Here is a 21,400-nt window from a genome sequence, read left to right as displayed (position 1 = left end):
CGCCGACATGAAAAAAACTCTCCCCCTCAGCCTGATCGCAGCCCTCGGTGAAAACCGCGTGATCGGCGTCGACAACAGCATGCCGTGGCATTTGCCGGCGGATTTCAAATATTTCAAGGCCACCACCTTGGGCAAGCCGATCATCATGGGTCGCAAAACCTGGGATTCCCTGGGGCGCCCGTTGCCCGGTCGACTGAACCTTGTGGTCAGTCGTCAGACCGACTTGCAGCTCGAAGGTGCCGAAGTGTTTGCCACACTTGAGGCCGCCGTTGAGCGCGCGCAAGCGTGGGCACACGAGCAGGGGGTGAGCGAGGTAATGCTGATTGGCGGTGCGCAGCTGTACACCCAGGGCCTGGCAGATGCCGACCGGTTGTATCTGACGCGGGTGGGCCTGAGCCCGGAAGGCGACGCATGGTTCCCTGAGTTTGATCAGGCGCAGTGGACGCTGGTATCGCAGGAGCAGCATGCAGCGGCGGATGACAAGCCGGCATTCAGCTTTGAGGTCTGGGAAAGGGCTTGATGAAGTAGCCACATACCCTGCAGGAGCGAGCAAGCCCGCTCCTGCAGGGGCATAGGCGTGCAGGGCTTAGGCGTGCGCCAGGTCCCCATGATCGTCTTCGGCCAGAATGGCCTTGTCGGTCTGGTTCATGATCTGGCTGGTCACCGTGCCCGCCACCATCGCACCGCTGACGTTCAATGCGGTACGACCCATGTCGATCAACGGTTCGACCGAGATCAACAGCGCGACCAGCGACACCGGCAAGCCCATGGCTGGCAGCACGATCAGTGCGGCGAAGGTCGCCCCCCCCCCCCCCCCCGCCACACCGGCCGAACTCAGGGTCACAATCGCCACCAGTGTCGCGATCCACAGCGGATCCAGCGGGTTGATGCCCACGGTAGGCGCTACCATCACCGCCAGCATTGCCGGGTACAGGCCTGCGCAGCCGTTCTGGCCAATGGTCGCGCCAAAGGAGGCGGCGAAGCTGGCGATGGACGCCGGAATGCCCAGGCGGCTGGTTTGCGCCTCAATGCTCAGCGGGATGCTGGCTGCGCTCGAACGGCTGGTGAATGCAAACGTCAGAACCGGCCACACCTTGCGGAAGAATCGCAGCGGGCTGATACCGGACAGCGACACGATCAAGGCGTGAACCATGAACATCAACGCCAGGCCGATATAAGACACCACCACAAAACTGCCCAGCTTGATGATGTCCTGCAGGTTGGACGTGGCGACCACTTTGGTCATCAAGGCCAGCACGCCGTACGGGGTCAGTTTCATGACCAGACGCACCAGACGCATCACCCAGCCTTGCAGGGTGTCGATCGCGTTCAGCACCTTGCTGCCTTTTTCCGGTTCATCCTTGAGCAATTGCAGGGCGGCGACGCCCAGGAACGCTGCGAAAATCACCACGCTGATGATCGACGTAGGCTTGGCCCGTGCCAGATCGGCAAAGGGGTTCTGGGGGATGAACGACAGCAGCAATTGCGGCACATTCAGGTCTGCGACCTTGCCGGCGTAATCGCTCTGGATAACTTGCAGGCGGCTCATTTCAGCTGCGCCCGCCACCAGCCCGTCAGCGGTCAGACCGAACAGGTTGGTCAGGCCGATGCCCACCAGCGCTGCGATCATGGTGGTGAACAGCAGCGTACCGATGGTCAAGAAGCTGATTTTACCCAGCGACGAAGCGTTGTGCAGACGCGCCACGGCACTCAGGATCGAAGCGAAAACCAACGGGATCACGATCATTTGCAGCAGTTGCACGTAGCCACTGCCGACCAGATCGAACCAGCCAATGGAGGTTTTCAAGGTCGGGTTATCGGCACCATAGATCAGGTGCAGGCCCAGGCCAAAGACGACACCGACGACCAGCGCCAGCAGGACTTTTTTCGCCAGGCTCCACGCGGTGTGGCGGGTCAGCGACAAGCCGAACAGCAACGCGAGGAACACCAGCAGATTGAGGATCAGCGGGAAATTCATGAAAGCTCCGAGGGGCGACTTGTACCAGTCTTTGGCAGCAACAATAGCGAACCGGAAATCCTAACAGGTTGATATATCTACAAATATACCGATGTGGAATGAAGACCTAGGTTTTTGGAATAAGACATTGGCGCAGACAAGACGATAGCGGTCGTGTCCGAGTTTAAAAATGTCATGCCGGTTTGTTAGCGTCGATGCCTTTAACGAGGAGCATAGCTGATGAAACTGACTGCCAAGTTGATCGCTGTAACCCTTTGTCTGGGCCTTACGGGCCAGGCGTTGGCCACCGAGCTCAAGCACTGGCCCGCCGACCAGGCGAAACAATTGGAGGCCGTGATTGCTGCCAACGCGAACAAAGGTAACTTCGCGGTCTTTGACATGGACAACACCAGCTATCGCAACGATCTCGAAGAAGCGTTGCTGCCTTATATGGAAAACAAGGGCCTGATCACCCGAGAAAGTCTCGACCCGTCACTCAAACTGATCCCGTTCAAAGATACCGCCGACCATAAAGAAAGCCTGTTCAGTTACTACTACCGCCTGTGCGAAGTGGACGACATGGTGTGCTACCCGTGGGTGGCGCAGGTGTTTTCCGGTTTCACCCTGCAGGAACTCAAAGGCTACGTGGATGAGCTGATGGCCTCGGGCAAGCCGGTGCCGGTGACGTACTTTGAGGGTGATGCGCTCAAGACCTCCGAAATCCAGCCACCCAAGGTGTTTACCGGTCAGGTCGAGCTGTTCAACAAACTCATGGAAAACGGCATTGAGGTCTACGTGATGACCGCCGCCTCGGAAGAGCTGGTGCGCATGGTCGCGGCTGATCCCAAGTACGGCTACAACGTCAAACCGCAGAATGTGATTGGCGTGAGCACGCTGCTCAAGGACCGTAAAACTGGCGAATTGACCACCGCTCGCAAACAGATCAGCGCCGGTACATACAACGAAAAGGCCAACCTGGGACTGGAACTGACCCCGTACCTGTGGACCCCGGCGACTTGGATGGCGGGCAAGCAGGCCGCCATCCTGACCTACATCGACCAATGGAAAAAACCGGTGTTGGTGGGCGGCGATACGCCGGCCAGTGATGGCTACATGCTGTTTCACGGCGTTGACGTGGCCAAGGGCGGGGTGCATTTGTGGATCAACCGCAAAGACAAATACATGGCGCAACTGGAAGGCATGATGGCCAAAAACGCGGCGGCGCAGGCCAAGGAAGGGCTGCCGGTGACGGCAGACAAGAACTGGGTGATCGTCAAGCCTGACCAGATCCAGTAGCTGACAGTACTGCAGGGCGAGTCATAAAAAATCCCGGCACATGGCCGGGATTTTTGGGTTAACGCACTGGTTTATGGCACCAGTTTGTCCAGCAATGCCTTGTCACGTACAGCGCCCTTGTCAGCGCTGGTGGCCAGCAAGGCGTAAGCCTTGAGAGCAGTGGTGACTTTACGTGGACGCACTTCGACCGGCTTCCAGCCTTTCTTGTCTTGTGCGACGCGACGAGCCGCCAGTTCTTCGTCACTGACCAACAGATTGATCGAGCGGTTCGGAATGTCGATCAGCACTTTGTCGCCGTCTTGCACCAGGCCAATGGCCCCACCGGCTGCGGCCTCTGGAGAGGCGTGACCAATGGACAGGCCCGAGGTACCACCCGAGAAACGGCCATCGGTCAGCAAGGCGCAGGCTTTACCCAGGCCTTTGGACTTCAGATACGAGGTCGGGTAGAGCATTTCTTGCATGCCCGGGCCGCCTTTCGGTCCTTCGTAACGAATGATCACGATGTCGCCTGCCTTGACCTCGTCGGCCAAAATGCCGCGCACGGCGCTGTCCTGGCTTTCGAAAATCTTGGCGTTGCCTTCAAACACGTGGATCGACTCATCGACGCCCGCGGTTTTCACCACGCAGCCATCCAGGGCGATGTTGCCGTAAAGCACTGCCAGGCCGCCTTCTTGCGAATAAGCATGCTCGACACTGCGGATGCAGCCGTTTTCACGGTCGTCGTCCAGGGTTTCCCAGCGAGTCGACTGGCTGAACGCGGTTTGCGTCGGGATACCGGCCGGGCCTGCCTTGAAGAAGGTGTGCACGGCTTCGTCGTCAGTCTGGGTGATGTCCCACTTGGCGATGCCTTCCGCCAGTGTCTTGCTGTGTACGGTCGGCAGGTCGGTGTGCAACAAGCCGCCACGGGCCAGCGAACCGAGGATGGAGAAGATGCCGCCAGCGCGGTGCACGTCTTCCATGTGGTACTTCTGGATGTTTGGCGCCACTTTGCACAGCTGGGGTACATGACGGGACAGACGGTCGATGTCTTTGAGGTCGAAATCGATCTCGGCTTCCTGGGCAGCCGCCAGCAAATGCAGGATGGTGTTGGTCGAGCCACCCATGGCGATGTCCAGCGTCATGGCGTTTTCAAAGGCCTTGAAGTTGGCAATGTTGCGCGGCAGTACCGAGTCGTCATTTTCGACGTAGTACTGGCGGCACAGGTCAACGATGGTGCGGCCAGCCTGCAGGAACAGCTGTTCGCGGTCGCTGTGGGTAGCCAGGGCCGAACCGTTGCCCGGCAACGCCAGGCCGAGGGCTTCGGTCAGGCAGTTCATCGAGTTGGCGGTGAACATGCCGGAGCACGAACCGCAGGTAGGGCAAGCGCTACGCTCGTACTCGGCAACCTTCTCGTCAGAAGCGCTGGAGTCGGCGGCGATGACCATGGCATCGACCAGGTCGAGGCCGTGGCTGGCGAGCTTGGTCTTGCCCGCTTCCATTGGCCCGCCCGAAACGAAAATCACCGGGATGTTGAGGCGCAACGACGCCATCAGCATGCCCGGGGTGATCTTGTCGCAGTTGGAGATGCACACAATGGCGTCGGCGCAGTGGGCATTGACCATGTACTCGACGGAGTCGGCAATGATCTCGCGGCTCGGCAGCGAGTACAGCATGCCGTCGTGGCCCATGGCGATGCCATCATCTACGGCAATGGTGTTGAATTCTTTGGCAACGCCACCCGCGCGTTCGATCTCGCGGGCAACCAGTTGGCCCATGTCCTTGAGGTGGACGTGTCCGGGTACGAACTGGGTAAAGGAGTTGGCAATAGCGATGATCGGCTTCTTGAAGTCGGCATCTTTCATCCCCGTGGCGCGCCACAAAGCGCGGGCACCGGCCATGTTGCGGCCGTGGGTGGAGGTTTTCGAACGATAGTCAGGCATGGAACAACTCCGGGCGGCTAATCAGATAACAAACAGGGAAGTGAGCTTCTACTGACTCGAGGACCACACAGAAAATGACTACGTGTCCGCAAGCTGCCGTTAACGGTGCGGGATCGCCGCGCGTCTGGGCCTGAGCTCATAAACCCGCCGGGGATGATTGGCGATGAATACGTCGATTCTACACGGCTGGAGGCGGGAGGGAATGGGGGATGGGTCCGGTCTGCAGGCGAAATGACTTACTCAACCCGCCGCCTGGTTTGCCGACGGTTGATCAGGGCATGCAGGCCCAGCATTGCAGTGCCCAGCACCATGAAACAGACCGCCAGGGTGGTTTGCAGGTCGAACCGGCTGAGGTTGACCAGCGCACTGATGCCCCCGCCGCAAACAAAAACCAGCATGCCTCCGATGGAGGCGGCGGTGCCGGCATATTCGGGGAAAACGTCCATTGCCCTGGAGGTTGCGATGGGGCGAGCAACGGTCGTCCCCGCCGTACAGACAATCATCGGCAATAACACGCCCAGTATCGACAGCCCCAGAAGGTTCGAAAACAGCAGCATCAACACCCCAGCGAAAACAATCATCAGCGTGCCGACATTGATTTGGGCGCGCGCCTGAATCCGGCGGCTTAACATTTGCGCCACGACACCCCCGCATAGATAAGCCAGGCCATACAGCAACAGAACCAGGGAGAAGGCATAAGGCGAAAGCTGCAAATGCTGCAAAAACAGCAACGGAGACATCACGATAAAAGAGAAGTGACAGGCGAAGGCCAAGCCTGAAATCAGCCAGTAGCCGATAAAGATCGAGTCGCGACATACGAGTCGATACGACTGCACAAGCGTGCGCGACGGGTGTGGGAGGGGAAGTGAGTTTTCAAGGAAGAACAGCGCCTTGATAAACACCATCGTGGCCAGGGCGACAAAGACCCAAAAACTGCCCGGCCAATCGAAAGCCTGTTGCAGCAAGGTGCCTGCCAAGGGGGAGACCGAAATGAATACCCCGCTGGCGGTGATCATCACAATACGCAGCTGGTCGCGCGCCTTGCCGGCAAACAGATCCTGTACCAGCGCCTGGGCGAGGACGAATGAACCGCAGCCTATGGCCTGAATACATCTGAAAAACAAAAACCAGGTGAAGTCCGATACCAGTACACACCCGATTCCCCCCAGTATTGAAATGAGCATCCCGGCAAGCAGTAGCCCCTTGCGCCCAAGATTGTCTGACAGTGGACCAATCAACAGTTGAGAGAGGGATATACCCACTGCAAACAGGCTCACAGAGAACGCGATGTCGGAGGTCGAGCGGTTGAAATGGTTAGACAGCGCGGGGAAAGAGGGCAACACAACATCCAGCGGGAATACCCCGAGCAGCACCATCGCCAGCAACAGGGCCACTGCTGCCCGGCGCTTTGCAGTACCGGACTCAGTCATTGATATAGCCGGCTTCACGCATCAGCAAGAGGTTTTCATCGTCGTCAAAAAAACCGCCGCGGCTCATGGCAAGCAGTGTCGCGCTGGCGCCTGATCGCACCCGTTTACGATGCGCGTCGGGGTGTGCGAGGGCCGCCACAATGCCCTCGATGGTTGTTTCGTCCAGATCCACTGCGCCGAAGCTCTCGCGCAGCCACTGTGAATCCGTTTCAAAGAAGATGCCGATGATCGCGACCAACGATCGGGCTGCCCGCGAGCGTTGCTCTTGCTCCAGTTGCATCCAGACATAGGCGAAAACATCAGAGAAGTAGCGACTATGCCGGGCCTCGTCTTCAAGGTGGCTTTTGAGCATCCTGAACACCGTGGAGACGACGGTGTTGCGTGCGGCGCCCAGCAACTCCTTGGCGATCACGGTTTCAGACACGAACCCCACGAGAAACCAGGTCAGCGCCTGGTGCTCAGCGGGCGTTTTCTCAATAAGCCCCTGCAGGCGTGTGACACGCAGCGGGAGTGCAGAGCGGTTCTGGATGTCATAAAGCTGCGCTACCTGCTCTGCTACTTGATTAGAGAACAGCGCGTGATAACCCTCATCGGTATAGAGCTGTAGCGCGGCATTTTTCATGTGCCCTGGTATGGGTATGCCAAGTTCGTTGTGGATGAGTGTTTCGACGGCGCGATTTACAATTTTATGCTCGAGCAGCGTGGTGTAGTCGAGAAAGTACACCAGTTGATTGGCCTCCAGCCGTAAGCTCATGGAGCGGTCTGCCTGCACAATCTTCGGGTGTGCGAGGTAGGGCATGAAGGCGGGGACAAACCAGTGCCGGTTCTCCAGTTCGTGCTCCAGCTCTGCCGGAAGCAGGTAATCGCGCCGATCTATCCTCACACAGGCTGTGCTGTCCCAGTCACCCAGGGTGCAGTGCTGCTCGCTCAGGCCAAGCCCTGCAGGTTGCGAGGCCGGGTTGTTCATGGGTTTTTTTCTTGTGCATTGATCAAGGCAACCAGCGCCTCGCACTGAACGCGCCCGTCGCCGTATCCACAGCCAACAAAGAACAACGGTTGTTCTGTGGTGTTATCCAAACCTAACAGGGTTTCAACACAGTCATCCGTTAACGCCCCGGTCAGCCACGTGTTGAGTCCCAGGTGTGTGGCAACCAGTTGAAAGGTCTGTGAAATATGCCCGGCCTCGACAAATGCCATGCGGTAGGCGCGTGAATGCTCGTATTTCCACCACAGTTTGTCGAAACGCGACGTGATAAAGAGCCCCGCGGGCAGGTTGTTGATGAAGTGCTGGCCACTGAGTAATTGACCCAAGGGGGCGGGCGGCAGGTCACTGACATGGCTCAGTGCGTGAAGCGCGCAATGGTAGGCGTAGATCCCTGGCTTTAGACCGTCAACCCGGGAGGCATACAGAAAACCTTCACTGGCATTGAGGCCACCGCCCGAAGGGCTGCTTCGCCTGGCTTCCAGCCCTTCGGGCAGGGAGGGATCGACATCGCCCTTACGCTCATTGAGATAGCCCAGTGACAGGTAAAGCAAGGTACTTATATGGCTCAGGGAAATATTTTTATCAGTAAACGAACGGCAGGTTTTGCGGCTGACAAGCGAATCGATCAGTGAGCCCTGCGCTTCCAACGGAGGCATGCAGGCAGGTAACCGGATCAACTCTTCGGGCAAGCACTCAAGTCGGGAAGAGGACGGCGCCGGGGTCGCGAGTACGTCCTCGCAATGGGCAAGGTACTGTGCCGACCACTCATGAACATCGTGTGGTATCTGTTCTTGCGGTAAATTTTTTGTGCCGATATGAAATATTTTCGACAGCTCATCCCACTGCCACTCAACAGGTGCAATGGGTGTGTCGGTGAAGAGTTTGGCGTTATAGAAGTCTCGATCTATGGGATGGTTTTTGTCGAGCAGTGCAGGATTGTTAATTAACTGAGTCAGTCGTTGGCAGTACTCAATATCGAGTTCAAATTGAGTGTGATTCAAATAATCCCAAACAATTTGATGGGGTGGGCGAGCCAGCATGAATAAGTAAGGATTTATATGAAATGGCATATCAGTGCGCCGAATGTTGGTGTCGGCGTCTATGTAAATAACGCCGAGGTGCCGGCGTCCCTCGGCGTTGCGTTTTTATAGATCAGGCCCGCTTGGACACGGCCAGGCATGCCAGGTTGGCGATTTTTCCAGATTCCAGAATGATTGCTTTCATGACAGTGTTCCTCAGGTGGTTGCCAAGTTGCGCGTGGCATTTTGTTGGATGGGTAAGTCGCCACTTTGAACAAGAGGCTAGAGACACCATAGTTGCTCGATATTAATTTTCAATGTTGTGCGCTGTAGGTCTGAGCGTTCTTTCATGTAGGAAAAATCAATACTGTTGATAGGTGTCAGTATTTATTTGTTTTTCTGGATTTCATGCGCGGTGTTTTTATTGACGGCGGGTGTGAGGTAGGCAGCTATGGCGAATAAGTATTAGAGTGCAGGATTCACTTATTCAGCAGGGATTCCGAATGCTAACCCTCAACCGATCTGTCAAAGCCTGTCTGGCCATCGGCCTGGTGCAAGGGCTGCTGCTGTGGCTGGCGAGTTCTCTGAGCGAGCCGGGCATCAAGTTTGCCCTGGCGACGGCAGCACTGGTTGGCGGGATCAATCTGTTGCTGCTGGGCGAAAACATCCGTTTGCGCGGAACTGCCTGGCTGGTGCTCGGATTGACCGCGGTGATGACGGCGACCAGTGCCTGGGTGTATTGGGAGGGCGATGAAGTATGGCGCTCCAGCAGCTGGCTGACGGGCAGCTGGACGTTTTTTGCGGTGGTGATTACTTATATCTGCACTGTTTTCATATTGAGTTGGCCGACCCGCGAAGGGCGCTTCCCGCGTTATGAAGATCTGTTCCGCCACGCCTGGGACACGGTGTTTATCGTATTGCTGGGGTTGTTGCTGAATGCCGTGTTTTGGGCGTTGCTGTTGTTGTGGGGCAGCCTGTTCAAAATGCTCGGGGTCGTTGCGCTGAACCAGCTGTTTACCACCGATGGATTTATGTATGTGAGTTCGGCGATGGTGTTTGCCCTGGGTGTGCACATGGGGCGCGAGAAGGATCGGGTCATCGGCCTTTTGCGAGGGATTTTGCTGACGCTGTGCCGCTTCCTGCTACCGCTCAGCTCGCTGATTGCCATCGTATTCACCTTGGCCTTGCCATTCAGCGGGCTGGAGCCGATCTGGGATACCGGTTATTCCACGCCGATCATGTTGTGGCTGGTGGCGGCCAATCTGTTTTTGCTCAACGGGGTGTTCCAGGACGGTTCGCAAGGCAGTGGTTATCCCAAATGGCTGCTGCGCATGGTTGATGTGTGTTTGCTGTGCTTACCCGTTCTGGTGGTGCTGGCGGGGTATTCGAGCTGGTTGCGCATTGAGCAGTACGGCCTCATGCCGACGCGCATTCTGGCGATGCTGTTGGTGCTGGTGGTTTTTGCCCACAGCGTGGCGGCGGTTTGGGCGGCGCTTGTGCCTCAGGCGAGCTGGCTGGGCAGCCTGCGCATCAGCAACCCGCTGATTGCGTTGTTGTGCGTGGTGTTATTGCTGGCGATTCACACGCCCTGGTTCAGCCCGTTGCAGTTCAGTGCAAAGAATCAAGTGCAACGCGTGCTGAGTGGCAAGGCATCGGTCGAGACGTTTGACGCGGATACCTTGCGCTACCGCCTTGGGCCGCAGGGCAAGCAGGCGTATGACGCCTTGTTGGCGCAAGTCGAGCAGGGCCAGGTGCTGGCGGAACCTGCGCGGCAAATCTTGCTGAAGCGCCTTAAGGATGCAGACACCGGCCAGGGTGCGCGAGGACCCAATGACAGGCTGCTGGAATGGATGGGTCCGCCCGTCGAGGGCAGTGAGCAGTTCGACGATCCGAAAATTGGCGGGCAGCCATGCTGGCCTCCGGGGTGCGTGCTGTGGTCAGTCGATCTGGATCAGGACGGGCAAAACGAGGTGCTGCAGTTGCCCAAGCAGAAGTGGTTCGATCCGTTGTATTTCTTTAAGCGCGACGCGCAGGGGAAGTGGCAGCGCACAGGCGCTTATGACGGTGGGGAAAACCCGCTGGAGCTGATTGAACGCATACGTGAGGGCAAGGTAAAGGTGGTGAAGCCGCGTTATCAATCGCTGCTGATCGAGGACGTGGAGCTGAGCCCGAAGCTCGATAAAGTCCCTCAGCCGTGAGGCGCTTTCAAGCATCGCAGCCTTTGGCAGCGGCTACAGAGTAAGGGGCGCCCTGTAGCCGCTGCCAAGGATCGACACCGGTCTTAGCTGTTAGGCAGCAAGCGGCAGGTGATGCTCTTGATGTAGCGTGTTTCGTTGATTGCCGGGTGTACCGGATGATCCGGGCCCTGGCCGCCGCGTTCCAGCAGCTGGATGTTGCGGTCCAGATGGCGGGCGCTGGTCAGCAGGATGTTCTGCAGGTCGTCTTCCGGCAGGTGCATCGAGCACGATGCACTGACCAGAATCCCGTCCTTGGTGAGCAGGCGCATGGCTTGCTCGTTCAGGCGGCGGTAGGCACCTTCACCGTTTTTCAGGTCTTTTTTACGTTTGATGAAGGCCGGAGGATCCGCCACGATCACGTCGAAACGTTCTTCGTTGGCTTTCAGCTCTTTCAGGGCTTCAAACACATCACCTTCCATGCAGGTGACTCTCTCGGCAAAACCGTTCAGCGCGGCGTTGCGCTCAACACCGTCCAGGGCGAACGACGAAGCGTCGACACAGGTCACTTCGCTGGCGCCGAAAGCGGCCGCCTGAATGCCCCAACCGCCGATGTAGCTGAACAGGTCCAGAACCTTCTTGCCTTTGACATATGGGGCCAGGCGGGCGCGGTTCATGCGGTGGTCGTAGAACCAGCCGGTTTTTTGACCGGCCATGACCGGAGCTTCGAACTTCACGCCGTTCTCTTCCAGGGCCACCCACTCAGGCACCAGGCCGAAGACGGTTTCAACGTAACGCTCCAGGCCTTCTGCATCGCGGGCAGCCGAGTCGTTCTTGAACAGGATGCCGGTTGGCTTAAGGACTTGAACCAGGGCAGCGATCACGTCCTCTTTATGCTGTTCCATGGTTGCCGAAGCCAGTTGAACCACCAGGATGTCGCCGAAACGATCCACCACCAGGCCCGGCAGCAAGTCGGAATCGCCGTACACCAAGCGGTAGTAAGGCTTGTCGAACAGGCGATCACGCAGGGACAGCGCCATGTTCAGACGGTGTACCAGCAGCGACTTGTCCAGCGGCAGCTTGATGTCGCGTGACAGCAGGCGGGCGCAGATCAGGTTGTTCGGGCTAATGGCAACGATGCCCAGCGGCTTGCCGCCGGCGGTTTCGAGAATGGCTTGGTCGCCAGCCTTGAAGCCATTGAGGGGGGTGGTGGCTACATCGATTTCGTTGCTGTAGACCCACAAGTGGCCGGCGCGCAGGCGTCGATCGGCATTGGCTTTAAGGCGCAGGCTTGGCAGGGACATGACGTCGCTCCGGGTATTGAAAAGGGCGCGATTATAGCCCTAGACGCTACCCGCAGGCTTGGCTGATTCAGCGCATTGCGTCGGACGATGGACCCAGCCTGCCAGAAAATTCCGCTAGAATCGGCCGCTATTGCAGAGTGCGGAGAGCCCATGCCTGAATTACCTGAAGTTGAAACCACCCGCCGTGGCATCGCCCCGCACCTTGAGGGGCAGCGGGTGAGTCGGGTGATCGTGCGCGACCGGCGCTTGCGCTGGCCGATCCCCGAGGACCTCGATGTGCGCCTGTCCGGGCAGCGCATCGTGCTGGTGGAGCGGCGTGCCAAATACTTGCTGATCAACGCCGAAGTCGGAACCTTGATCAGCCATTTGGGAATGTCGGGCAACTTGCGGTTGGTCGAAGCCGGGTTGCCGGCCGCCAAGCACGAGCATGTGGACATTGAACTGGAGTCTGGACTGGCCTTGCGCTACACCGACCCCCGTCGATTCGGCGCGATGCTGTGGAGCCTGGACCCGCTCAACCACGAGTTGCTGGTGCGTCTGGGGCCAGAGCCGCTGACCGATCTGTTTGATGGTGATCGCTTGTTCCAGCTGTCGCGTAACCGTTCGATGGCAGTCAAGCCGTTCATCATGGACAACGCGGTGGTGGTGGGTGTGGGAAATATTTACGCCACGGAAGCCCTGTTTGCTGCCGGGATCGATCCGCGTCGCGAAGCGCGGGGGATTTCCAGGGCGCGCTATTTAAAGCTGGCGATCGAGATCAAGCGAATTCTGGCCGCAGCCATTGAGCGCGGCGGTACCACCCTGCGCGATTTCATCGGCGGCGATGGCCAGCCTGGCTACTTCCAGCAGGAGCTGTTCGTGTACGGGCGGGGTTATGAGGCTTGCAAGGTTTGCGGCAGCGAACTGCGCGAGGTCAAGCTGGGGCAGCGTGCCAGCGTATTCTGCCCGCGCTGCCAGACATAGGATTGAACTCATGACCTGGCAGAGGCGAGCGTGCTCGCTCCTGCAGGGTATGCGGGGTTCAAGCCTTGCCGGTGATTGCCCGGTACTTTGTCATCAGCTCTTCTTCGGTTTCCGGGTGGGCTTCATCCAGAGGGATGCAGTCAACCGGGCAAACCTGCTGGCATTGCGGCTCATCGTAATGACCCACGCACTGTGTGCACAGGTTAGGGTCGATCACGTAGATCTCTTCGCCTTGCGAGATGGCAGCGTTCGGACACTCGGGTTCGCAGACGTCGCAGTTAATGCAATCGTCGGTGATGATCAGGGACATGGGTACTCCGGCCGGGGCAGTCAGCCCGGGCAACTGAAATCGAATGCGGCAATTGTGCCGCATTGGCGCCCGCAGTGCACGCGGGCGCCGCTTCAGCGGTCACTTCTTGCGAAAACGCTCGGTCAGGGCTTCGGCCACTACCGGATGAACGAATTTGGTGATATCGCCACCGAGTGCAGCAATTTCGCGCACTAATGTCGACGATATGAACGAATAACGCTCTGACGGCGTGAGGAACAGACTCTCGACATCGGGGGCCAGTTGGCGGTTCATGTTCGCCAGCTGGAACTCGTATTCGAAGTCCGACACGGCACGCAGGCCACGCAGGAACACATTGGCATTCTGTTCTTTGGCGAAATGCGCGAGCAGCGTCGAGAAGCCGACTACCTCAACATTGGGCAGGTGCTTGGTGACTTCACGAGCCAGCTCCACTCGCTGTTCCAGAGGGAATAGCGGGTTTTTCTTGGTGCTGGCAGCGACAGCAATGATCACGTGATCGAACAGGCGCGAAGCGCGTTCGACCAGATCGCCATGGCCCTTGGTAATAGGGTCGAATGTACCTGGGTACAACACTCGGTTCATCGCGTCGTCCTGGCGGGAATCCGTTGGGGAGTCGGATGGTATCGCAGCATTCCCGGTCGGCCAAGTCGCCATTCTAAGAAGAAAGCACTATAGACGCGTCCAGATAAGTCCTTTTTCATGGATTTTTCAGGCGCTCGGCCAGCTGCGACGCCAGTTTTGCGGTGAGCCCGTACACCGACAATTGTGGGTTGGCCCCAATGCTGGTGGGGAAAAGAGAGCCGTCGTGGATCGATAAATTACGCAATTGATGATGACGGCCGAGACTGTCGGTGACGGCCATTCGAGTATTTTCACCCATCGCGCACCCGCCCATCACATGGGCGCTGGCCAGGCGTGTTCGATACAACTCAAGGCTCAAACTGTCGATTCGGTCACGTGTTTCACGCAGGCTGTTCATGTAGCGCGCATCGCTGTGCAACGGCATGACCGCCGTGGCGCCCGCTGCAAACTGAATCTCGGCCATGCTGTGGAAGGCTCGCTTCAATCCCTCCCAGCCGTAAGGCGTGAGGGTGTAATCGAGTGTCGGGCTGCCGTCCGAGCGCAATTCGACATGCCCGCCGGGACTGTCGGGATGAAAACCGTCGCGCATCAACGCCAGCATCATGTGCGTGTTGGGCAGTTGCGCCATGTGCAGGGCGTTGGTTTGCCCATAGCTGGAAAATAATGTGGCGGCCAAAGCCGGGTGCAGCGGCGGTACTTCGAGTTTGTAGCCCATGGGGCCGGTGGTGCCGTCTTTCCATTGAAAGTGATCGGAGTAGATCGACTGAGGCGCACCATAAAACGGGTTGATCGCCTCGGGGAACAGACCCGCAGAGAAGTTCACCAGGTGCAGAAACGTGCGTTTACCGAGTCGATTGTGAGGGTCGGGTGCGTCGGAGCGCATCAGCAGGCAGGGAGTGTTGATGCCGCCTCCCGCCAGCACGTAATGCCGCGCCTTGACCGTAATCGTGCGCCCGTTGGCGGCTACGCAGCGACTGTCCATGCCCTGGCATTCCAGGCCGTTGACCTGATCCCCCGTGATCAATAATCGCTGGGCGCGGGCCATGTACAACAACTCTCCGCCTTTTTCGAGCATGGCCGGGATGGTGGTCACCAGCATCGATTGTTTGGCGTTGGTCGGACAGCCCATGCCGCAGTACCCCAGGTTCCAGCAGCCGCGGACGTTGCGTGGAATCACATGCCAGCTGTAGCCGAGCTTTTCACAGCCGTTGCGGATCACTTCATTGTTGGCATTGGGCGGGATCACCCAGGGGGCGATGCCCAAGCGCTGCTCCATCTGTTCAAACCAGGGCGCCATCTGTTCGCTGCTGTGGCCGATGACCTGATGCTCACGGGCCCAATGCTCCAGGGTAGGCCCCGGGGTGCGGAAGCTGGATGCCCAGTTGACCAGGGTCGTGCCCCCCACGGCACGCCCCTGAAGGATGCTGATGGCGCCGTCTTTGCTCATGCGGCCGATACCTTCCTGATAGAGGCTGGCATACGCTTCGTTTTCGAGCAGCGTGAAATCGCGGCTGGTTTTGAGCGGGCCTTCTTCGATCAGTAGAACCTTGTAACCCGCTGCACTGAGGATTTCGGCCGTGGTGCCGCCCCCGGCGCCACTGCCGATGATGGCAACGTCGGCTTCGAGCGTAAGGTCGCTGTCGAGTTGTGAGCCATCATGGGTTTTCCAGCCTCGGGCCAGGCCTTCACGGAATGGATCGGGTACGGGCATAAGTAGTTTCTCAGGCTGAAATTATTATTATTTGAGCGCGCTGCACAGGTCATCATGGGCGCCGGGCCATTCAGACCGCAGGCGGTCCCGGGTACCCGCAATGGGCCCATGATTCGGAGCATTCGTACCGGCTCATCATCACCAATTGCAGCAGCGAACCATGGCCCATGCGCAGCAGATCGATGCGGCTGTTTGCCCAGCGCTGCAAAAAATGCTGGATGTGCTCGGCGCTGGCGTTTTCCCAGCGCCCCCAAACGCCGGTCAACGGGCCGCGGGTCACGGGCATGGCGAGGACGTCGAACAATTGCTGGGTAAGGGTCAGGAGTGCGGGCGACAAGTGATTCAGGTTGTTGTCCAGCATCAACAGCGTGGCGTCGTTTGCGCCGGGCTGGTCCGGTGCGTCGACGCTGCCGGCCAGCATGACCGGGATCACCGCTCGCAGAAAAACCACGTCGCTGCTGCGCAATATGGCAAAGCCACTGGCACGGGGGCTGGCCGAGCAACCGCTGAGGCTGGCACCCAAGCCGGCAGTTGCCAAAAACGCACTGGCGCACAGGCCGATTTTCAGCGCACCACGACGGGAAAGCAGGGCAGTTTCAACGCACGATTCAGGCATGGGCAGGCCTCGCCATCAAATGGGACACTCAGGGCAGGCCTTGAGCCTATCGGACAAACAACTTTTGAATCAGGCGCACCAGTTGTCGCCCGTAAGGCGGGTAGATCATCTGCGAACCGTTCCAGCGCTGCTTGCTCAGCACGCCTTTGGCGTTGCTGAAGGTCAAGAAGCCTTCGTGGCCATGGTAATGGCCCATTCCCGATTGCCCGACGCCGCCAAAGGGCAAGTCGTCGATGGCGACGTGCAGCAGTGTTTCGTTGATGCACACGCCGCCTGAATGGGTGAGCTGGATCACGCGGTCCTGTTCACGCTTGTCGTAACCGAAGTAATAAAGGGCCAGCGGGCGAGGTCGGGCGTTGATGTAAGCCAGTGCCTGATCCAGATCGCTGTATGCCACGACCGGCAGTAGCGGGCCGAAGATTTCATCCTGCATCACCTGCATGTCGTCAGTGACATTCAACAACAGGCTGTGGGGCATGCGTCGTCCCTGACCTTGTTCATACAGTGAAATCAGGCGCGCACCTTTGAGTGTCGCATCGGTTTTCAGCTGCTCAAGTCTTGCGACCTGACGTTGGTTGATAATTGCACTGTAGTCCGGGTTGTCGATCAAGGTCGGGTAAAAGCTGTGGATGGCCTGGCGATAGGCCTCAACGAAAGCCTCGACCCGCGCCTGTGGCACCAGTACGTAATCCGGTGCGATACAGGTTTGCCCGGCGTTCAGGGATTTGCCCCAGGCAATACGCTGGGCCGCATCTTTCAGCGGCACATCACGGGAGACGATAGCCGGTGATTTGCCACCCAGTTCCAGGGTTACCGGGGTCAGGTTCTCGGACGCCGCTTTCATCACTTGCCTGCCGACATGGGTGGAGCCGGTGAACAACAGGTGATCGAACGCCAGTCCGGAAAATGCCACGGCCACATCCGCTTCACCCAGTACGATGGCGACCATCTCTTCAGGGAAAATGCGTCCCAGCAGCTCCTTGAGCAAACGCCCGGTGGCCGGCGTGAACTCGCTGAGCTTGAGCATGATCCGATTACCGGCGGCCAGTGCGCCGACCAGAGGGCCTATCGCCAGATATAACGGGTAGTTCCACGGCACGATAATCCCCACGACACCCAGCGGTTGATAGACCACCTTGGCGCTGGCGGGCTGGAACATCATGCCCACGCGGCGAGATGACGGCTTCATCCAGCGCTTGAGGTGTTTCAGGGTGTCGTCAATGCTGTGAAGGCTGGGCATCAACTCGGCAAACAGGGTTTCATCAGGGCTTCGGTGGCTGAAATCCTGACTGATGGCGTCGATCAGAACCTCACGTTCATCACTTAACAGACGCCGCAGGCTCTTTAGCCATTGCTGGCGTTGCGCAAACGGCGGGAATGGATGAGCCGCGTAGGCCTGCCGTTGATGGTCGAGCAGGGTATGGAGATCTTCCTGCATGGCTGAAGCGTCTTGAAGAGAGGCACTGTCGGCAGGCATGGTTCGCTCCAGGCGGATTCTGTAGGCGTTGTCTTTATAAGCGTAGCGCGATTTTTAGAGTCTATACTCTAAATTGTCAATCGGGGCCTGCATGCCGTGTTGTTTATCGATCCGGAGTTAGGCCGTAAGATGCCATTCGTATTCACTAAAGCCCAAGCTCATGGTCACACGAATAAAAACCAGCCAGCGCATCGTAAATAGCAGCCTGGAGTTGTTTAACCAGCTGGGTGAGCGCAGTGTCACCACCAATCATATTGCGGCCCATATGGAGATCTCTCCGGGCAATCTGTATTACCACTTCCCCAATAAGCAGGCGATCATCTCGGTGCTGTTCAGCGAGTACGAGACGCTGGTATTGAGCTTTTTACGCCCGCTCGAAGGGCGTGCATTCAACGTTGATGACAAGCGCTTTTATTTGCAAAAACTGCTCGATGCCATGTGGCGCTATCGGTTTCTGTATCGCGACACGGAGCACTTTCTGCACAGTGACAATGAGCTGGCCGCCCGCTACCGGCAGTTTTCCCGGCAATGCCTGGTTCAGGCGCAGATGATCTATGCCGGGTTTGTCGATGCCGGGATCCTGCGCATGACGCCTCTGCAAATCGAGTCGTTGACCCTTAATGCCTGGATTATCCTCACCTCATGGGTCAGCTTTCTGTGTACCACCCGCGAATCCGGTGAACAGCTCAGTGAGCGCGCGATCAAGCGCGGGGTGTACCAACTGCTGGTGCTGGAATCGGGTTTTGTCACGGAAGAGGCCCGCGAGGCGGTCGATATCCTGATCAACGAATACTACGTTCCTCTGGAAGACGCGCTGCACGATCACTAACCGCATTTCACCCCTTTACAGGAGTTCACTATGCCCGTTGCGCAATTGATCAGCCCCCAAGCCCTGCTGGAACGCCAGGAGCGGCCCGGCCTGATTATTCTGGATTGCCGTTTTGCCCTTGAAGACCCGGACTACGGCCTTTGCAGCTATGCCGAAGGGCATATCGCCGGTGCGCAGTTTGCCGACCTTGAGCGGGATTTGAGCGGGCCGGTCATCAAGGGCGTGACCGGGCGTCATCCGCTACCCGATCCTGCGGTATTGCTTGAGCGACTGCGCGCCTGGGGCATTGGCGCCGAAAGCGACGTGGTGCTCTACGACGATGGCCCTGGTGCCTTTGCGGCACGGGCGTGGTGGTTGCTGACCTGGCTGGGCAAGCGCGATGGCGTGTTTATCCTGGATGGTGGCCTCAAGGCCTGGCATGGCGCGGGGTTGCCGCTCAGCCTGGATGCAGTGGTGGTCCCGCGGGGTGACTTCAATGGCAAGCCTGACCCCCGTTTGCTACTGGACGCGGAGCACTTGCAAAAACGTCTGGGTGATCCGGCGCTGACCTTGATCGATGCCCGTGCCCAGCCGCGCTTTCGCGGTGAAGTCGAGCCTATCGATCCTGTTGCCGGGCATATCCCTGGCGCGCAATGTGCGGCGTTCAGTGAAAACCTTGATAGCACGGGGCGCTTCTTGCCTGCCGCGCAGCTCAAGCAACGCTTTGCTGAAAAGCTCGCTGGCCGCCCCCCCGAGTCGCTGGTCGCTTATTGCGGTTCCGGCGTGACGGCCTGCCACAACCTGTTTGCCCTGGGGCTGGCGGGGTATCCGTTGGGCAAGCTCTACGCGGGCTCGTGGAGTGAATGGATCAATGTTCCGGCGCGCGGGATAGCCACGGGCGATTGAAGCCGGTAGCTAGGCGTCCGGGAGCTGGGCACTGGCCGTTCGATACGCGCCGGGGCCCACGCCGTAGACCTTCTTGAACTGCCGGCTCAGATGACTTTGATCGGCAAATCCCAACTGCATCGCAACGTGCAGCGGCAAGCAGCCTTTCTGCAGCAAGGCCCGGGCATGGGCAATGCGCTGCTGCATCAACCACGTGTGCGGTGGCATGCCTGTCGCGCGCTGGAACACGCGGGCAAAGTGGAAGGGCGAAAGATTGACCGCAGCCGCCAGCTCTTCCAGCGAAGGTGGCTGTGCCAGTCGCGCCTGCAACAGTTCTTTGGCCTGATTCACTGCCCGGTGTTCGACCCCGGGTTTGGCCGGCAGCGGCAGTCGTGCATGGCGAGTGAGCAGCGCGAGCATCATTTGGCGCCACAATGTTTGCTGCTGCAATGCAGATTCAGGCTCTTCAAGCACTTGATGCAACTGGCACAAGCCGCTGAATAATGCGGGGTCATGCAGCAGCGTGTCATTGAATGTTGGCAAGTGGGTCGCGGGCAGCCCAAGCTCTTCCAGCAGACGGTGCATTTGCACGTTGTCGGGGTAAAACGCCCGATAGCGCCAGCCAGCCTCATGGCCTTTGTGGCCGTTGTGAACTTCGTCCGGGTTGATCAATACCAGGGTGCCGGTGGCCGCGAGATGTTCAGCGCCCCGATAGCGATAACGCTGGGCACCGGCCATGATCATGCCGATGACAAAACCATCATGTACATGCGGCACAAAGCGGTGCTCGATGTAGCGTGCCGTGAGCAACTCGACGCCCGTCAGCGGGGGCGTTTGCCAGAAGCGGATCGACTCACCCGGTTCGGTGTTCATGACACAGACGTGGGTCCGAGCGAGGTCAGCCATTGGGGGATCCGTCGTTCGAGGTAATACCCCGGCTTACGGAATGAGCCCTCCAGAAATCCGACATGTCCACCCTGTGCATGCAACTCCAGTTGCGTGGAGGACGACAGTTCGCAAGCTTCGGGAATGCTGTGCTTGAACACGAACGGATCATCCTCGGACTGGATAATCAGCGTCGGGGTGTCGATGCTGCCCAGGAAATAGCGGCTGGAGGCTCGGCGGTAGTAATCCTGCACGCTTAGATAGCCGTTAAGCGGCGCCGTGACGCGATCATCGAACTCCCAGAAAGTACGCATTTTGCTGAGGGACTTCACTGTGCCCAATTTGGCCAGGGTCGCCAGGCCGTCGTGCTTGTCGTCGAGTTGAAACTGGCGTTGCTTGTTTTTCACGTAGGCCAGCATCTCGCGCATGAAATGCGCTTGATATACGCGGGAAAACCCCTGGCCAATGCGGTCAGCACACTGATCCAGCCGAAAAGGCACCGACACCGCCACTGCACCTTGCAGGCCACTGTTGCTGCCACTTTCACCCAGGTATTTGAGCAATACATTGCCCCCCAGGGAATAACCCACCGCATACAACGGGGCCAGCGGATGCCGGTCACGCAGATGAGCCACGGCCGCGGCCAGGTCTTCGCTGGCACCGGAGTGATAACTGCGTGTCAGCAGGTTCGGCTCGCCTGAGCAACCGCGCCAGTTCAAGGCGACGCTGGTCCAGCCCTGGGAGGCGAGGGCGCTTTGCATGCCCAGCACATAGTGCGAGCACGATGAGCCGGTCAGGCCATGCAGTACCAGCACCACCGGGGCATGGGCCGACGGTGTGCCGTGCCAGTCCAGATCCAGAAAATCGCCGTCTTCCAGCCACAACCGCTCACGCTGATGGTCGAGTACCGGCTTGGTGCGCCACAGCGGCCCCCAGAGTGTTTGGATATGAGGGTTGCTGAGTCGTGAAGCCGGTGCAAACGGTTCTGGAGGCAAAGCTGTAGCGGTGAAAGGGGGCACTGTAGTTCTCATCGGATGACTGATACGGCGGTCTGTCTACGTTGCCACAACCGAGGCATG

19 protein-coding genes are annotated in these 21,400 nt (G+C 58.6%); 6 read left to right on the top strand and 13 right to left on the bottom strand.

What is annotated here, in order from left to right; all coding sequences use genetic code 11:
- Positions 1-7 precede the first annotated feature (7 nt).
- Entirely contained in the window at positions 8-520 is a 513-nt protein-coding gene (locus AWM69_RS01475; protein ID WP_218725613.1) for a dihydrofolate reductase, read from the top strand.
- 66 nt (positions 521-586) lie between these two features.
- Here AWM69_RS01475 and AWM69_RS01470 read toward each other — a convergent pair whose 3' ends face one another.
- Positions 587-1,978, bottom strand: coding sequence for an L-cystine transporter (locus AWM69_RS01470; protein WP_218725612.1), 1,392 nt, complete (start codon positions 1,976-1,978; stop codon positions 587-589).
- A gap of 219 nt (positions 1,979-2,197) precedes the next feature.
- Between AWM69_RS01470 and AWM69_RS01465 the strand changes: the two genes are divergently transcribed.
- Positions 2,198-3,253, top strand: a complete 1,056-nt coding sequence (locus AWM69_RS01465) for a haloacid dehalogenase-like hydrolase (RefSeq protein ID WP_131653454.1) — start codon at positions 2,198-2,200, stop codon at positions 3,251-3,253.
- A gap of 71 nt (positions 3,254-3,324) precedes the next feature.
- On the opposite strand, the gene ilvD is transcribed toward AWM69_RS01465, so the two are convergent.
- The 4 genes from ilvD to AWM69_RS01445 all read right to left on the bottom strand — a co-directional run bounded on the left by ilvD (position 3,325) and on the right by AWM69_RS01445 (position 8,657).
- Positions 3,325-5,172, bottom strand: a complete 1,848-nt coding sequence (gene ilvD / locus AWM69_RS01460) for a dihydroxy-acid dehydratase (protein ID WP_131653453.1) — start codon at positions 5,170-5,172, stop codon at positions 3,325-3,327.
- Positions 5,173-5,408: 236 nt separating this feature from the next.
- Positions 5,409-6,602, bottom strand: a complete 1,194-nt coding sequence (locus tag AWM69_RS01455) for an MFS transporter (protein WP_218725611.1) — start codon at positions 6,600-6,602, stop codon at positions 5,409-5,411.
- On the bottom strand, positions 6,595-7,569 hold the full coding sequence (locus tag AWM69_RS01450) for a diiron oxygenase (protein WP_218725610.1): 975 nt from the start codon (positions 7,567-7,569) through the stop codon (positions 6,595-6,597). Before AWM69_RS01450 ends, AWM69_RS01455 begins: the two co-directional genes overlap by 8 nt.
- Positions 7,566-8,657 carry a SagB family peptide dehydrogenase gene (locus AWM69_RS01445; protein ID WP_218725609.1) on the bottom strand — a complete coding sequence of 364 codons (1,092 nt, stop codon included), beginning with the start codon at positions 8,655-8,657 and terminating at the stop codon, positions 7,566-7,568. The genes AWM69_RS01450 and AWM69_RS01445 overlap by 4 nt, the downstream gene beginning before the upstream one ends.
- A 452-nt stretch (positions 8,658-9,109) precedes the next feature.
- On the opposite strand from AWM69_RS01445, the gene AWM69_RS01440 reads away from it, so the two are divergent.
- Positions 9,110-10,804, top strand: coding sequence for a DUF4153 domain-containing protein (locus AWM69_RS01440; RefSeq protein ID WP_218725608.1), 1,695 nt, complete (start codon positions 9,110-9,112; stop codon positions 10,802-10,804).
- A gap of 83 nt (positions 10,805-10,887) precedes the next feature.
- Here AWM69_RS01440 and AWM69_RS01435 read toward each other — a convergent pair whose 3' ends face one another.
- On the bottom strand, positions 10,888-12,084 hold the full coding sequence (locus AWM69_RS01435; protein ID WP_131653448.1) for a class I SAM-dependent rRNA methyltransferase: 1,197 nt from the start codon (positions 12,082-12,084) through the stop codon (positions 10,888-10,890).
- A gap of 150 nt (positions 12,085-12,234) precedes the next feature.
- On the opposite strand from AWM69_RS01435, the gene mutM reads away from it, so the two are divergent.
- Positions 12,235-13,047, top strand: coding sequence for a bifunctional DNA-formamidopyrimidine glycosylase/DNA-(apurinic or apyrimidinic site) lyase (gene mutM, locus AWM69_RS01430; RefSeq protein WP_048381074.1), 813 nt, complete (start codon positions 12,235-12,237; stop codon positions 13,045-13,047).
- 58 nt (positions 13,048-13,105) lie between these two features.
- Here the strand turns inward: mutM and AWM69_RS01425 are convergent, their stop codons facing one another.
- From AWM69_RS01425 to AWM69_RS01405, 5 genes are all read right to left on the bottom strand, one after another.
- Positions 13,106-13,357, bottom strand: a complete 252-nt coding sequence (locus tag AWM69_RS01425; protein ID WP_048381072.1) for a YfhL family 4Fe-4S dicluster ferredoxin — start codon at positions 13,355-13,357, stop codon at positions 13,106-13,108.
- A 99-nt stretch (positions 13,358-13,456) separates the two neighbouring features.
- On the bottom strand, positions 13,457-13,939 hold the full coding sequence (gene coaD, locus AWM69_RS01420) for a pantetheine-phosphate adenylyltransferase (protein WP_048381069.1): 483 nt from the start codon (positions 13,937-13,939) through the stop codon (positions 13,457-13,459).
- A gap of 115 nt (positions 13,940-14,054) precedes the next feature.
- Positions 14,055-15,650 carry a GMC family oxidoreductase gene (locus AWM69_RS01415; RefSeq protein WP_218725607.1) on the bottom strand — a complete coding sequence of 532 codons (1,596 nt, stop codon included), beginning with the start codon at positions 15,648-15,650 and terminating at the stop codon, positions 14,055-14,057.
- Between the two features lie 70 nt (positions 15,651-15,720).
- Entirely contained in the window at positions 15,721-16,266 is a 546-nt protein-coding gene (locus tag AWM69_RS01410; RefSeq protein WP_218725606.1) for a twin-arginine translocation pathway signal protein, read from the bottom strand.
- A 46-nt stretch (positions 16,267-16,312) separates the two neighbouring features.
- Positions 16,313-17,743, bottom strand: coding sequence for a coniferyl aldehyde dehydrogenase (locus tag AWM69_RS01405; RefSeq protein WP_218725605.1), 1,431 nt, complete (start codon positions 17,741-17,743; stop codon positions 16,313-16,315).
- Between the two features lie 160 nt (positions 17,744-17,903).
- Between AWM69_RS01405 and AWM69_RS01400 the strand changes: the two genes are divergently transcribed.
- On the top strand, positions 17,904-18,572 hold the full coding sequence (locus AWM69_RS01400) for a TetR/AcrR family transcriptional regulator (protein WP_131653444.1): 669 nt from the start codon (positions 17,904-17,906) through the stop codon (positions 18,570-18,572).
- A 30-nt stretch (positions 18,573-18,602) separates the two neighbouring features.
- The gene (locus tag AWM69_RS01395; protein WP_131653443.1) at positions 18,603-19,457 is read left to right on the top strand and encodes a sulfurtransferase; all 855 of its coding nucleotides are present in this window, start codon (positions 18,603-18,605) and stop codon (positions 19,455-19,457) included.
- A 9-nt stretch (positions 19,458-19,466) separates the two neighbouring features.
- Here AWM69_RS01395 and AWM69_RS01390 read toward each other — a convergent pair whose 3' ends face one another.
- Both AWM69_RS01390 and AWM69_RS01385 read right to left on the bottom strand, forming a co-directional pair.
- Entirely contained in the window at positions 19,467-20,309 is an 843-nt protein-coding gene (locus tag AWM69_RS01390) for an AraC family transcriptional regulator (RefSeq protein ID WP_218725738.1), read from the bottom strand.
- Complete coding sequence (locus AWM69_RS01385; RefSeq protein WP_218725604.1) at positions 20,306-21,352, bottom strand: hydrolase; 1,047 nt, start codon at positions 21,350-21,352, stop codon at positions 20,306-20,308. The genes AWM69_RS01390 and AWM69_RS01385 overlap by 4 nt, the downstream gene beginning before the upstream one ends.
- Between the last annotated feature and the right edge of the window lie 48 nt (positions 21,353-21,400).

Origin of the sequence: Pseudomonas sp. D1HM, from assembly GCF_019266105.1 — a bacterium.
GTDB classification, from domain to species: Bacteria; Pseudomonadota; Gammaproteobacteria; order Pseudomonadales; family Pseudomonadaceae; genus Aquipseudomonas; species Aquipseudomonas taetrolens.
Note: the sequence above shows the minus strand (reverse complement) of the source record. Positions and strands in the feature narration are given on the sequence as shown.